The organism is Caballeronia sp. LZ003 (assembly GCF_031451465.1).
In the GTDB taxonomy this organism is placed as follows: Bacteria; Pseudomonadota; Gammaproteobacteria; order Burkholderiales; family Burkholderiaceae; genus Caballeronia.
Genome location: NZ_JARUXJ010000002.1, coordinates 62030 through 76693, shown reverse-complemented (window position 1 = coordinate 76693; position 14664 = coordinate 62030). Strand labels below are relative to the sequence as shown.

At 63.9% G+C, this 14664-nt stretch carries 12 protein-coding genes; 2 read left to right on the top strand and 10 right to left on the bottom strand.

Features of this window, described 5'->3' with window-relative positions:
- Positions 1-37: 37 nt before the first annotated feature.
- The 10 genes from QCE79_RS15005 to QCE79_RS14960 form a co-directional block, all read right to left on the bottom strand.
- Positions 38-991: a D-ribose ABC transporter substrate-binding protein gene (locus QCE79_RS15005; RefSeq protein WP_244830431.1), complete on the bottom strand. Its 954-nt coding sequence runs from the start codon at positions 989-991 to the stop codon at positions 38-40.
- 69 nt (positions 992-1060) lie between these two features.
- The gene (locus QCE79_RS15000) at positions 1061-2155 is read right to left on the bottom strand and encodes an ABC transporter permease (protein WP_244830432.1); all 1095 of its coding nucleotides are present in this window, start codon (positions 2153-2155) and stop codon (positions 1061-1063) included.
- Positions 2156-2182: 27 nt separating this feature from the next.
- Entirely contained in the window at positions 2183-3739 is a 1557-nt protein-coding gene (locus tag QCE79_RS14995; protein WP_250468269.1) for a sugar ABC transporter ATP-binding protein, read from the bottom strand.
- A complete protein-coding gene (locus tag QCE79_RS14990; protein ID WP_250468268.1) occupies positions 3736-4392 on the bottom strand; it encodes a DUF2291 family protein in 657 nt (218 codons plus the stop codon). Before QCE79_RS14990 ends, QCE79_RS14995 begins: the two co-directional genes overlap by 4 nt.
- Positions 4393-4419: 27 nt before the next feature.
- Positions 4420-5073, bottom strand: coding sequence for a dihydroxyacetone kinase subunit DhaL (gene dhaL, locus QCE79_RS14985; RefSeq protein ID WP_309845495.1), 654 nt, complete (start codon positions 5071-5073; stop codon positions 4420-4422).
- Positions 5070-6092 carry a dihydroxyacetone kinase subunit DhaK gene (locus QCE79_RS14980; RefSeq protein WP_244830439.1) on the bottom strand — a complete coding sequence of 341 codons (1023 nt, stop codon included), beginning with the start codon at positions 6090-6092 and terminating at the stop codon, positions 5070-5072. Before QCE79_RS14980 ends, dhaL begins: the two co-directional genes overlap by 4 nt.
- A gap of 10 nt (positions 6093-6102) precedes the next feature.
- Positions 6103-7035: a sugar phosphate isomerase/epimerase gene (locus QCE79_RS14975; RefSeq protein WP_250468266.1), complete on the bottom strand. Its 933-nt coding sequence runs from the start codon at positions 7033-7035 to the stop codon at positions 6103-6105.
- 15 nt (positions 7036-7050) lie between these two features.
- Positions 7051-8559: a glycerol-3-phosphate dehydrogenase gene (locus QCE79_RS14970; RefSeq protein ID WP_309845490.1), complete on the bottom strand. Its 1509-nt coding sequence runs from the start codon at positions 8557-8559 to the stop codon at positions 7051-7053.
- A gap of 21 nt (positions 8560-8580) precedes the next feature.
- Complete coding sequence (locus tag QCE79_RS14965; protein WP_250511219.1) at positions 8581-10185, bottom strand: FGGY-family carbohydrate kinase; 1605 nt, start codon at positions 10183-10185, stop codon at positions 8581-8583.
- A complete protein-coding gene (locus QCE79_RS14960) occupies positions 10185-11162 on the bottom strand; it encodes a sugar-binding transcriptional regulator (protein WP_244830446.1) in 978 nt (325 codons plus the stop codon). Before QCE79_RS14960 ends, QCE79_RS14965 begins: the two co-directional genes overlap by 1 nt.
- Before the next feature lie 178 nt (positions 11163-11340).
- Between QCE79_RS14960 and QCE79_RS14955 the strand changes: the two genes are divergently transcribed.
- Positions 11341-12858, top strand: a complete 1518-nt coding sequence (locus QCE79_RS14955) for an FGGY-family carbohydrate kinase (RefSeq protein WP_309845486.1) — start codon at positions 11341-11343, stop codon at positions 12856-12858.
- A gap of 15 nt (positions 12859-12873) precedes the next feature.
- A complete protein-coding gene (locus QCE79_RS14950) occupies positions 12874-14601 on the top strand; it encodes a glycerol-3-phosphate dehydrogenase/oxidase (protein WP_309845483.1) in 1728 nt (575 codons plus the stop codon).
- The last annotated feature ends 63 nt before the right edge of the window (positions 14602-14664 follow it).

Genomic DNA, 14664 nt, shown 5'->3' with positions numbered 1-14664 from the left:
ATGCCCGCCCGGCGCGCGGATGAAAACGCCTGCTAGGTCACTTCGAAAGCACGAACGGCGCGGTGTATTTCGACACGTTCGCCTTCGTGATCAGCACGCAGTCGAACAACTGCTTTTCGCTGGCGGCGCCCGTCTTGCCGGTCTTCAGGAACTGATCGGCTTCCTGCACGGCCTTGGCGGAAAACTCCGCGACCGGTTGCAGCACGGTGTACTGCAACTCGCCCGCTTTCACTGCCTCGACCGCGGCCGGCGAGCCATCGAAACCACCGACTTTCACGTTCTTCAGCTTGCCCGATTGCTTGAGCGCCGCAATCGCGCCGAGCGCCATTTCATCGTTGCCGCTGATCACGCCGATCACATCCGGGTGCGCCTGCAGCAGGCTCTGCGTCGCATTGAAGCCTTGCGTACGATCCCAGTTGGCCACTTGCGAGCCGACCATCTTCAGATCCGGATACTGCGAGAGCACCGACTTGTAGCCGTTGGAACGCGTCGCGGCGTTGTTGTCCGAAGGCGAGCCGAGTAATTCGACATAGTTGCCCTTCGACCCGACATCCTTCGTCCATTGCTGAGCACCGAGCGCCGCGCCTTGCGCGTTGTTCGACACGAGCTGCGCCTTCGCGAGCCCCGGCTGGTTGATTTCCGCGTTGACGAGGAACACCGGAATGTTCGCGGCGATCGCCTTCTTCACGGCGCCGACGGAGCCGCTCGCATTGGCCGGATCGAGAATGATCGCAACCGACTTGTTGGTGATGGCCGTGTCGATCTGCTGGCTTTCGGTGTTCGTGTCGCCTTTCGATGCCGACACGTTCGCGCTATAGCCCAGCTTCTTGGCTTCCGCCGCCGCGATGTTGCCTTCGGCGAGCCAGTACGGATTGGCGGGATCGTTGACGATAATGCTGATCAGCCCGCCCGCCGCCTGAGCCTGGCTCGCAAACAAGGGCGCAGCCACGGCGAGGGCCGCAAGGATCAAGGTCTTTCTCTTCATAGTCATGGCGTGTCTCTTTCTTGGGTTGGTGTTGGCGCAGGACTTCGATATTCTTCTCGCGTGCCGGAGGTCGGGCTATGCCTTGCCGCCGCCTTGCGGAGAAGCCAGTGGGCCGCCGGTCGGCGTCGGACGCTTGACCTTGCGGCGATATTGAATGGCGTTGAGCAACACCGCGAGCACGATGACCGCGCCGGTGAATACCGTTTGCCAGTAAGACGAGATGCCGATGATCACGAGCCCGTCGGACAGAAAGCCGATCACGAACGCGCCGAGCAACGTGCCGCGAATGTTGCCGGTGCCGCCCATCAGCGATGCCCCGCCAATCACGACCGCCGCGATGGCCGTGAGTTCGTAGGTCGTGCCCGCGGTCGGCCCGGCGGACGTGAGCTGCGACGAAAGAATCAGTCCCGCGATAGCCGCGCACATTCCCGACAACATGTACACGCTGATCAGCACGCGCTTCACGGGCACGCCCGACAATTCCGCCGCGCGGTCGTTGCCGCCGGACGCATAGAGCCAGCGCCCGAAGGCCGAGCGATTGAGCGCGATACTGCCGAGAATCGCGATGATCGCGAGAATCAGCACGCCCACCGGCACGTTGAACAAGCGGTCGAAGCCCAGGTAGTCGAAGCCGGTATTGCCCAGGTCCGCCTGACCGCCCAGGTTGTTGTACGTGAGGCCATTGGTCATGAGAAGGGCGAAACCGCGCACCACGTACATCACGCCGAGCGTGGCGACGAAAGCCGGCACCTTGAAGCGCGCAATGAGAATGCCGTTCACGAGCCCGATGAACGCGCCGAGCGCGCAGCACAGCACCACCACGACCCAAACGGACGGGTACATGACGACCCCGAACATGTTGAGCGTCACGCCTTGCATGAAAAAACCCGCGACGACGCCCGACAGCCCGAGCGTCGAACCCACCGACAAATCAATGCCGCCGTTGATGATCACGAGCAGCATGCCGATCGCGAGAATCCCGTAGATAGCCACGTGTGAGGCCATCGTAAGGAAGTTTTCTACTGCGAAATAATTCGGCGAGAGAAACGAAAAGATGATGATTATGGCGATCAGCGCGAAGAACGCGCGTCCTTCGAGCAGCACTTTGCCGAGGTCGAACCCTTCGCCGGACGATCCGGAGCGAGTCGATGTTTTGGCGGCGTCGTTCATGTTCAATGTCTCCAGGCATGTTCTGATTCAGGCGACCACGGCTTCGCCGGAGGCGGCCATGATGTCGTCCTTGTTGGCGTCGGGGCCGAATTCCGCGGAAATCTTTCCGCGCCGCATGACGATGATGCGATGCGCAACGCTCAGGCATTCGCCCACTTCCGACGTCGAATACACGACGGCCAAACCCTTCTTCGCGTTCTCGGCGAGCAGACGAAAGACTTCCGACTTCGCACCGATGTCGATGCCGCGACTGGGTTCATCGAGCAGAATGACGCGCGGTCCGGTTGCCAGCATCTTGCCGATCACCACCTTCTGCTGATTTCCGCCCGACAGCGAACGGATCGAAGCGCCCGGGCCCGAGGTCTTTACGTGCACGTTGCGGATCGACTGGCCGACGAGTTCACGCTCGACCGGCGGCGACATCAAGATGCCCTTCACGAAAGAGCGGATGCTCGCGAGCGACAAGTTCGAGCCGACGCTCATCGTCGGCACGAGGCCGTCGCGCTGACGATCTTCCGGCACCAGCACGAGCCCACGGCCAATGCGCTGCGCGATACTCAGCCCCGCCATGCTCTCGCCCTCGAGCCGAATGGTCCCGCCCGTCACCGGCAGCCGCGTGCGTCCCGCGACCGCTTCGAGCAGTTCCGTGCGGCCCGCGCCCATCAGTCCGTAGATGCAGACGATCTCTCCCGCGCGCACCTTGAGCGACAGACGATCGACCACGGACACGCCTGAGCCGGATTCATCGGCGATGCTGACATCGTCGATATCGAGCGCGACTTCGCCGAACTCGTAGCCGGTCGGCGGCGAGCCGAGGTCGAAGTTCTCGCCCACCATGTTGCGCACGATCCATCCGAGGTCGATGTCCTTGCGCTCCGCCGTCGCGGTGATGCGGCCATCGCGCAGCACCACGGCATAGTCCGTGACCTGCAATGCTTCTTCCAGATGATGCGAGATGTAGACGATCGATACGCCCCGGCTCGTCAAGTCGCGAATCACCTTGAACAGCACCTCCACTTCGGATGCGCTCAGCGCCGAAGTCGGTTCGTCCATGATCAGAATGCGCGAATCGACCGACAACGCCCGCGCGATCTCGACGACCTGCTGCTGACCGAGGCGCAGATCGCGCACCAGCGTCATGGGGTCGACGTCTTCTTCGAGTTCCTCCATCAGCGCGCGCGTCTGCCGCGCTTCTTCGGCGAAGTTGACGCCGGTCGGCGTGCGCAGCTCGCGGCCCATGAAGACGTTGTCGCGCACGCTCAGGTTCGGCGCGAGACTCAGTTCCTGATGAATGATGGAGATGCCGTGATTGCGCGCATCCGTCGATGACGTGAACGCCACGCGTTCGCCATCCAGCTCGATTTCTCCGGAGGTCGGCTTTTCCACGCCGGAGAGGATTTTCATGAGCGTCGACTTGCCCGCGCCGTTTTCGCCGAAGAGCGTCGTGACCTTGCCGCGATGAATCTCGAAGTTCACGCCCTTGAGCGCATGCACGCCGCCATACGACTTGACGACATCGCGCGCGGACAGCAGCACGCCATCCTTCGCCGCGCCCTGTTCGTTGGTTGGATCGATGGTGCTCATTTCGCGTCCAGCTTCACAGGAGTGACGAGCCAGCCATTCGGATTGATCAGCTGGAACACGCCGACGACATCGACTGTCTTGCCCGTCAACTTGGCGGTATCGACCTTCGACAGAACCTGTTTCTTCATCTCCGTGTTGATGGCGTAACCGGCGTTCTGGTAATCGATCTGATTCGTGAACTGGCCGAAGCTGATGTCGCCCGTGGCATCGCGCAAGTCGGTGCCGTTGATCGCCGGTCCCGTCTGCACGCGTATGACGAGCGAATCGGGCAGGCCCGGCACCTTGACTTCGTACACGCCGGAGTCTTCCTTGCCCGCGACACCCGAGAACTTCACCGACATCTCAGGACCGATGCCGCCGCCCGCGATGCCATATTGCTTGCCCGCCGCGTCCTGATCCTTGGCGATGGCGGCGGCCAGCGTCGCCGCATCGACGGCGCGCTTTTCTATCGCGGCCTGCGTCTTCGGAAACTGCTTCTTGCCGTAGGCTTCCGGCTCGAATTCCTTGGTCTGCGTATCGGCGCCGGAACCGATCTTCACGATTTTGGTACTCATGGCCATCGCGATCAGCAAAATGGCCAGCAACACGATGCCGATCACAACGCGCATGCCGCGCTTGCCCTGATGCTTGATCGACGGAGTCATTGCGCTCATTGGCTCACCTCGCGGCTGTCCATTCGTTCAGTGCGTGTCATGTCTTCCCCAGTTTTCTGCAATCACGTTGATGACCATCGCGGCGGAGGCCGCGCCCGGATCGATGTGACCGATGCTGCGTTCACCGAGGCGCGCCGATCTTCCCTTGGTCGCCACCATCGCCTTCGTGGATTCCGCGCCCGCGTTCGCCGCTTCGCGAACGCGCGTCAGGATGTCGCTCACGGACAAGCCGTCCGCCATGCCTTCTTCGGCTGCCGAGGCGGCGGGCGCCCACGCATCGACCATGGTTTTTTCGCCGACGTCCGCCTTGCCGCGCGACCGGATGCCTTCGGCCATCGCGACGATCAACCCCGGCGCTTCGTTCAGCGGCAATGCCTGACGCGCACCCGCCGCCTTCGCCGCGCGCATGAACGCCGTTGCGTAAAGCGGCCCCGACGATGCGCCGACCGCGTTTAGAAAACCCTTGGCCGCGGCGTTCCACTGATCCGCGAACGTGCAGTCGGACGGCAACGCGTCGATGGCCCTGGACGCGGCAGAAAAGCCCTGCTCCATCGCGATGCCGTGGTCCGCGTCGCCGATCACGCCGTCGAGCCGGCACAGTTCGTCGCGCGCCGCCGCAATGGTGCTCGCGAGTTCGCGGAACAATTGCGCGTTGTCGGCGGTGGAAAACGCGGACATCATGCGGCCCTCTGCTGAAACATCGCGCACTCGCACGGATGATCGATGAGGCGCTGCAATTCATCGTCGAGATGCATGACGGTGATCGACGCGCCCGCCATTTCCAGCGATGTGCACAGCGGCCCCACGAGCGTGCGATGCACGACGAGTCCCGCCTCCTGCAAGCGCTGCGAAACGCGCCGGTTGAGAATGTAAAGCTCCATGAGCGGCGTCGAGCCGAGCGAATTCACGAGTACCGCCACGCGGTCGCCCTTGGCCGCGCCCATCTCGGCGAGGATCGCATCCATGATTTCGTCGGTGATGTCGTCGGCCGTGCGCAAGGCTTCCCGGCGCATGCCCGGTTCGCCATGAATGCCCATCCCGATTTCCATGTCGCCGGCGGCAATCTCGAAGTTCGGTTGACGCGTCTGCGGCAGCGAGCAAGGCGCGAGCGCCACGCCGAGCGTGTACGTGCGCGCATTGGCATGGCGCGCGACGCGCTCCACCTCGCCGAGCGGCATCATCAGGTCCGCCGCGGCGCCCGCTGCCTTGAAGATGAACACGTTGCCCGCCACGCCGCGCCGCGTCTCGCGCTTGTCGCGCGGCGCGGAGGCGATGTCGTCGGTGGTCAGCACGGTGCGCGCCTCGACGCCGTCGAGTTCGAGCAGTTCGGTCGCCATGTCGAAGTTCATGACATCGCCCGCGTAATTGCCGTACATGAACAGCACGCCCGCGTTGCCATGCGCGGCGAGCGCGGCATCGACGGCCGGTTGCGGCGGCGGCGAAGCGAAGACGTTGCCGATCACGGCGGCATCGGCGAGACCGCGGCCAACGAAGCCCAGAAACGTCGGCTCGTGTCCCGATCCTCCGCCGATGATCAACGCCACCTTGCCCTCACGCGGCCCGTTGCGCGCGATGATCGCCCGGGGCGCGCTGTCGCTGCGCGTCAGCAGATCGCCGTGCGCGGCCATGACGCCCTCGAGCATCTCGTCGACGGCGGCGTCGCCATCGTTGATCAGCTTTTGTGTCATCGTGCCTGGCATGTCTGACTCCTCAGATGTTGAGATCGGCGATGCCGGTGTCGAAATGCGGCGCCCAGAACGCCACCGATTCGGCGATCTGCGCGACGACCTGCCGATCCGTGGGCTCGCGTTCCTTGAACGAGAGTTCCAGGCAAATTTCGTTGTCGCGCCCGCCGCCCGCGTGCAGCGCCTCGATGAGCGGTTCTGGCTGAATGCGGCCGCGCGCGTTGTACTCCGCGGTGAACGGGCGATGCCCGCCCTTGTCCATCAACGACTGCTTGATATGGATGATCGGCGACACGCGCGGCACGGCGCGCGCCCACGCATAGGGATCGAAGTCGTCGGGGTTGGAACTGGTGACGTCGCCGTGGTCGATGTCGGCCATCATCCACATGGGAATGGCCATGTTCGCGGCGCTCAGGCGGTCTTGCAGCGCCATGCACGCGGCGATGGTCTCGCCGAATTCGCGGCCAATGGACATCGGTTCCCAGAACACGTATTTCAAGCCGGCCGCTTTGGCATGCTCGGCGACTTCGGCCCAGCAATCGATCGCGGTTTGAAGCAGCGCGTCACGCCGTTGCGGATCGTCGAAATCCCTGTAAGTGAAGATCGCGAACTGCGTGCCGATGGAGTCGCCGCCCAGATCGGCGGTGATATCCGCAAACGACTTGAACCAGTCGATGTAGTAGCGGCGCACGTCTGCATCCGGATGACCGAAGTGATTCAGACGGCCATACGGCCCGGTCATGCCCGAGGTGATCCGCACGCCGGTGCGCGTCATCGCCGCGCGCATCTCGCGCGTGAGCCGCCGCGTGGTTGCCGCCGGCCACGACGGATTGATGAACTCGTGCGTCAACTGCACGTCGCGGATTTTCATGTCGTGCGCGATGGTGTCGATCAGGTCGCCCGGTTCGGCGAAGCGGTTCACCAGCGGATTCGTGTTCAGTGCAAGCGTGAATGCCATGTTCGTCTCGTGTCTTTAAGTGGATTTACGCACGAGGCCGTCGAGCCAGGCTTCGAACGCGGACTTCTGCGCGGCGCTCATGTGCAAGCCGTGCTTGGTGCGCCGCGTGAGCATGTCGTCCGCCGACTCGGCCCATTCGTGCGACATCAGGTAGCGCGCTTCCGCTTCGTGGAAGTTCGGTCCGAACTGCTGGCCGAGACCGGCGAGCGAGGTCGCGCCGTCGATCACCTGCGAGGTCAGCGTGCCGTAGGTTTGCGTGTAATAGCGCAGCAGATTGCGCGGCAGCCACTCGTAGCGGCTTTGCAGACTCGCCATGAAGCGCGGCACGTCGGCGCCTTCCATGTCGCCGCCCGGCAGCGTCGCCGATGAAGTCCAGTCGGGGCCCATCTTCGGGAAGGTCGGCTGCAGCTTTTGCAGCGCATGTTCGGCGAGCTTGCGAAACGTCGTGATCTTGCCGCCGAAGACATTCAGCAAGGGCGCGCCGCCGCTGGCGTCGAGATCGAACACGTAGTCGCGCGTGACCGCCGACGGATTGCCCTTGCCGTCGTCGTAGAGAGGACGCACGCCCGAGAACGTCTGCACGATGTCTTGCTTGCGTAACGGATGCTTGAAGTAGCGGTTCACCGCCGTCAGCAGATAGTCGATTTCCTCGTTCGATATCTGCACGGTTTCCGGCGCGCCGTCCCACGGCACATCGGTCGTGCCGATGAGCGCCTTGTCGCCCTCATAGGCGTTGATGAAGATCACGCGCTTGTCGTGGTTCTGCACGAGATACGAGTGCGGACCGTCCCAGAACTTCGGCGTAACGATATGACTGCCCTTCACGAGCCGCACCTTGCGCGTCGACTTCGCGCCCGCGCGCCCGATGACATCCGATACCCACGGTCCCGCCGCATTGACGAGCGCGCGTGCGTTCACGACGCGCGTCGATCCCGTGCGCGTGTCGCGCAGTTCGACGCGCCACGCATTGCCCTCGCGCCGCGCGCCGATGCATGCGGTGCGCGTGAGCACTTCGGCGCCGCGCTTGGCGGCATCGACGGCACTCAGCACGACGAGACGCGCGTCGTCGACCCAGCAATCGGAATACTCGAAGCCACGCCGGTACTCGTCCTTGATCGGCGCGCCTTCCGGATTGCGCCACAAGTCGAGCGAACGCGTGCCCGGCAGCTTCTTGCGGCCGCCCAGATGGTCGTACATGAAGAGGCCCGTGCGCACGAGCCATGCGGGACGATCACCCGGACTATGCGGCAGCACGAAGCGCAGCGGCCAGATGATATGCGGCGCGGCATTGAGCAGCACTTCGCGCTCGATCAGCGCCTCGCGCACGAGCCGGAATTCGTAGTATTCGAGGTAACGCAGCCCGCCATGCACGAGCTTGCCGGAACGCGACGACGTGCCCTGCGCGAGATCGTCCTTCTCGCACAGAATCACCGAGAGTCCGCGGCCCGCCGCATCGCGCGCAATACCCGCGCCGTTGATGCCGCCGCCGATGACACACAGGTCCACCCTATCCTTCTCGCTCATCTCAGCGTTCCATGTTCGACGTTAGTTGAGGCCCGCGGCTAGCGCGTTCGGCCGATGCCGCGATTTCAGCAACCGCGCCGTTTCATCCCAGGTCGGTACGAGCGCCTCGCGCGCCTTCCGATACGCGGGAAAAAGCTGCGCATACAACTGCGTCAGTTCCGCATCGGGCGCTTCCACTTGTCCGAGCAGCGGCGTCACCCATTGCGCGATGCACGTGTTCATGTCGGGATACACACCGAGCGCGACCGCCGCCATCATCGCCGCGCCCGCCGCGCCCGCTTCCTCGCGCAGCGAGATACGCACCGGCGCGCCGACCACCGCGCCGAGCACGCCGCGCAACGCGCGCGAACGCGTCGCGCCGCCGGTGAGGCGCAGTTCATCGGGCATTGGAATGCCCATCGACGTATAGCAATCGCGCGCGGCCATGCCGAGCCCTTCGACCACCGCGCGAAACAGATCCGGGTAGCGGCTCTCGCTCGTGAGTCCGATGAAATCCGCGCGTGCGTTCGGGTCCACGAAAGGACCGCGCTCGCCGGCATCGGAGATATAGGGGTGATACAGAAGCGCACCGGGACGTCCCGACTGCAGCCATCCGTCGATACACTTCATCCGGTCGCCGTGCGAAAGGCTCGTGCCGAACTGCGCGAGCAGATCGCACGCGAGATTCAACACCCAGTCCACGTTCAGCGTCGCCGCCATGTTCGACTGCACTTGCGCCGACATGCCCGGCACCGGCAACGCGATCACGTAACCCGTGCCTTCCGCGTTTAGATGGATGTCGGCGTTGTGCATCGCGCGCATGTGCATGCCCGTGGAGCCGACGATCGAGCAACTCGCGCCCGTCGCGCCTTCCGTGTGAATGCCCGCGCCGAGCGCCGTCAGCACGATATCGACGAAGCCCAGACACACGGGCGTGCCTTCGAGCAGGCCGGTCGCGGCGGCGGCGTCTGACGTCAGCGGATGCATGATCTCCGTGCCGTCGATGATTTCCGGCAACAGGTCGCGCCACGCGGTGAGGCCGAGCGCTTCGATCACCGTGTCGTCGTATTGGCGCGTGCGAAAGTCGCCGTAGGTGAAGCTCGCCTCGGACGGATCGGTGGCGCGCACACCGGTGAGATTGAGATACAGCCAGTCCTTGCAATGCAGTGCCACTTCGGTGCGTTCGAGCACTTCGGGCGTCGTCGCGGCCATATGCGCGATCTGCGCGCCCTGACTGCACGCGGCGAGTCCCGTGCCGGTCGCCTGGAACCGCGCGCGGCTCGCCGGTCCTTCTTGCAACAGCCGCACCGTGTTCGCGGCGCGCGCGTCGAGCCATAGCCATGCGTCGCTCGCCGGCTTGTTGCCTGCGCCGACGAGCCATGTGCCGTCGCCTTGACCCGTCACCGCCAGCGCGCGCGTGCGTTGCGCGAGACCTTCGATCTTCGCGCCCAGATCCCGCAAGGTCTTCGCGCAGTCGCCCCAAGTTTGATCGAGCGATTGAGTCGCCGCGCCATCGGGGCTCGTGGTGTAGCGGTTCGGCACCGAGGCGACGGCAATCTGCCGTCCCGTCAGGTCGAAGGCCACGGCCTTGATGACCGAGGTCCCCGCGTCGATGCCGATGAGAAGGTCGCGTGCGTTCTCGCTCATCACGCCGCCTCCGTCGCGACAGGTTCCATCTTCAGCGCCAGCGCCGAGGCTTCGTCGGTGATCAATCCGCTCAGAAGGCCGCTATTGAGCACCGCGCGAATCGCCGCGATCTTCGACGCGCCGCCCGCAATCGCGATGATGCGCCGGCCCTTGAGGTCGTCGAGTTCGGGCGCGACCGTGCGCGCCGCCAGCGATGTTTCGACGGATTGGCCGGTATCGCTGAAAAAATGTCCGAGCAATTCGCCTTGACCGCCCTTGTCGCGCACTTCCTGAATTTCGTCGGGCTCGATCATTTGCGATGCGACGAGTTGCGCGTCCGCATTCACCGATCCGATACCGACGACCATCAGATCCGCATGCGCCGCCATGTCGAACACTTCGCGCACGCCACGCTGCGCCAGCAACACTTCGCGATCCTCGGCCTTGTTGGCGAAAAACGGCAGCGGCAGCACATACGACACCGCGCCCGTTTGCTCGGCGAGCCGGTGAATCACGTCATACGGATTTGCCGTGTATTTGCGCGTGACGCCGCCAAGCAAGGACACGAAGCGCACCGTGCCCGCGTCCAGGCGCGGAATGTTCTCCACGACGGCCGCGAGCGTTCGCCCATGTCCTATGCCGATCACGCCGCCTTGCCGCGTCGCGATCTCGCGCTGCATGAAGTGCGCGCCAGCGACGCCAAGGGCACGCAGCGGCAGATCGCCTTCGTTCAGATCGGGGACCACTTCGCAATAGCTAAGACCGAAGCGCTGCGCGAGCTCCGCTTCGAGCACGACGCATTCGGCGACATCGCCGTCGATGGTGAACTTGACCGCGCCGCTCTGATTCGCTCGCATGATCAGCCGATGCGCCTTGACACTGCTCACGCCGAGACGAGCCGCGACGTCGGCCTGCGTCTGACCGGCGGCGTAGTGCAGCCACGCCGCGCGAATCGCAAGACTGTCCTCGGCGTCACGCCTGTCGGCGGATTTCGTCATGTCGTCTCCGTGCGCACGTTGAAGTGATATTTTTTCTACGTGCTGAAATTTTTTTCACTGTAAGCACAATAGGCAACCCGATCCTCGATTACCATCCGCTATAACCCTAGATAAGCATCGCGCAATCCGAAGGCGAAATGTCGGCTTGACGCGATGCAACAAAAAATTCGGAGACACGATGGAGACGTATCTGCTCGGCGTCGACAGCGGTTCGACAGCCACGAAAGCGGTTGTTTTCGACACGGCCGGGCGCACCGTCGCGGTGGGCAGCCGGCGCGTCGAACAGCGGCAGCCGCGTGCGCGCCATGTCGAACGGGACATGCGAGAAACCTGGGATGCGGCCTGTGGCGCCATTCGCGATGCGTTGAGCGAGATCGCGCCTGGTTCCATTGCGGCCGTCGGCGTGACCGGACACGGCGACGGGCTCTATCTCGTGGATTGCGCGGGCGCGCCGCTCGGCGCCGTCATTCTCTCTCTCGACAGCAGAGCATTAGACGTCCGGGAACGCTGGCTCGATGAAGGCGTGCTGGAACGGGCGCTGTCATTGACCGGACAGCAGCCTTATCCGTACGCCGCCGTCAGCCTGCTGAAATGGATTCAGCTCAACGAGCCAGCGCGCTTCGCGCGGATCGGCCATGTCTTGTTTTGCAAGGACTGGCTGCGGCTCTGTCTCACGGGCGTCCCCGCCACCGATCCAACCGAAGCCAGTTCGTCCTTCACCGATGTGAACACGCAGCAGTACAGCGCCGAGGTCATGGCGCTGTACGGCCTGGGGACTATCGGCCAGGCGCTCGCACCCATCGTCGCGTCCACGGCGCAGGCCGGCCGCGTGACGGCGCTTGCCGCATCGCAAACCGGCTTGAAGGAAGGCACGCCCGTCGCAACCGGGCTGCACGACGTCACGTCGAGCGCCCTCGGCATGGGCAACGCCGAACCGGGCGTGTTGTCGGTGACGGCGGGAACGTTCAGCATCAACGAAATACTGTCGGATCGGCCGCAACTCGATCCGCGCTGGTCGTGCCGTAACGGCACACGGCCCGGCCAGTGGATGAACATGTCGATTTCGCCCGCTTCGTCGAGCAATGTCGATTGGGCTTTGCGCGAACTCTTTCAGCACGAAACGCAGGAAGCGGCGCGGCGCGGATGCTCGCTGTTCGATCTCATCAGCGACGAAGTGCAGGCGGTGTCGGCCGAACCGAGTTCGGTCATGTTTCATCCCTTCCTGTTCGGTTCTCCGTTCGAGCAGCCGGCGAGCGCGTCGTTCTTCGGCTTGCGCTCGTGGCACCGGCGCGCGCATCTGGCGCGTGCGGTGCTCGAAGGCATGGTGTTCAATCACCGCTGGCACATCGAAGCGTTGACGAGCGCTTTTCCGGCGCATCGTGCGGGGTTGACGGGCGGTGGATCGTCGAGTCCGTTGCTTGCTCAGTCGTTCGCGGATGTGCTTGGCATCGCAATCGACATACCCGAAAGTCAGGAGGCGAGCGCGCTCGGCGCGGCGCTTTGCGCAGGCGTCAGCGTGGGCGTTTTCGATTCGCTTGCCGATGCCGTGGCGCGCGCCTGCCGCGTTGCGCGCACGCATGCGCCGGACCCGCAACGCCACGCGAAGCTCGACGACGCGTACGCGCTCTGGTCGCAACTCATCGCCGCAGTTCAGCCCTTGTGGCCCGCGCTCGACCGCGCGGCCACCTCGCATTGAAGCCGGAGAATTTCGATGACAGAACGAAACCGCAATTTCTTTCTCGACCAGTTGAAGCAGAGCCCGAAGATCGGCGTGTTGATCGTGGGCGGCGGCATCAACGGCGCGGGTGTGTTTCGCGATTTATCGCTGCAAGGTGTCGACTGCCTGTTGATCGACAAGACCGACTTTGCCGCCGGTGCGAGTAGCGCGCCATCGCGGCTCATACACGGCGGCGTGAAGTATCTGGAGACGGGCGAATTTCGCCTCGTCGCCGAATCGACGTTGGAGCGCAACCTGTTGCTGAAGAACGCGCCGCATTACGTGCTGCCGCTCGAAACCGTGCTGCCGATTCACTCGTACTTCGGCGGCATGGTGGCGTCCGCTCGACGCTTCTTCGGCATGAAGGCCAAGCTTGCGGATCGCGGCGCGATCATCTCGAAGATCGGCCTTGTCATGTACGACTTCTTGGGACGGCACGACCGCACGATGCCGCGTCATCATCTCGCGACGCGAGCGCAATCGCTTGAAGACCTGCCGCTGCTCGATCCGGCAATCAAGGCGACCGCCACGTATTACGACGCCAAGGTGACGCAAGCCGAACGCCTGAATTTCGAGCTCGTCGCGGACGGGCTTGCCGCGTGCAAGCAATCGGCGGCGGCCAATTACACGAGCGTGGAGCGCGTCGAGGGCGGCGTCGTGTGGTTGCGCGACCTCGTAACGGACGAGCTCGTCGCGGTGCGGCCCGAGGTCGTCGTCAACGCGGGCGGTGCGTGGATCGACAGCGTGAATGCTTCGCTCGGCATAAAAAGCAAGTACATCGGCGGGACGAAGGGTTCGCATCTGATCGTCGATCACCCCGAGCTCCATGCGCAACTGCGCGGCCGCATGGTGTACTACGGCTCGAAGGACGGGCGCATCTCGCTCATCTATCCCTTCATGGACAAGTTGCTGATCGGCTCGACCGATATCCGCACAAGCGAGCCCGACGCCGTGCGCTGCGAGGACGATGAAGTCGCCTACATGCTCGGCGCGCTGCGGGAAGTTTTTCCACGCGTGGTGTTGAACGAATCGAACATTGCGTTCCGATACAGCGGCGTGCGCCCGCTGCCCTATTCCAATGCCGCCGATCCCGGCGATGTAAGCCGCGATCACGCGATGCATGTGGATCGTCTTGCCGGCACGCAAGTCCCGGTTTTATCGCTCGTCGGCGGCAAGTGGACGACGTTTCGCGGATTCGCCGAAACGGTCACCGACGACACGCTCGCCCGCCTCGGACGCTCACGCGCGGTCCGCACGCGTCACACGGCGATCGGCGGAGGCCGCGATTTTCCGCGCGATGCGTATGCACGGGCCGAATGGATCGGCGATGTCGTTCGACAGTATGGGGTGTCGGCCGAGCGTGCCGACGGCTTGCTCACGCGCTATGGCACGACTGCTTCGGCCGTCGCGGCCTTTTGCGCGGGCGCACCGGATCGGCCCTTTGGCAGCGCATCGGACTTCACGGTGCGCGAGATCGAGTACTTGTGCGCGCATGACATGGTCACGCGTCTTGCGGACCTGTTCTTCCGTCGCACGACGATCGCGATCTCCGGACATCTGACGAACGCGCTGTTGCTCGAAGGCGCGGAGATCGCGGCACAGGTGCTGGGTTGGGACGAACTTCGCAAGCAGAAGGAAATCGATACGACGCGTCAAGCGGCTCGCGAGCGGCATGGCATTGCGCTGCCCAGAGTCGAACTCGCGCGACAGACGATCGATTGATGCGAAGCCTCGGTTATCGCATTGCGGACTAAGGTTAGCTCGATCAATCTGTTCCGCCCGCAT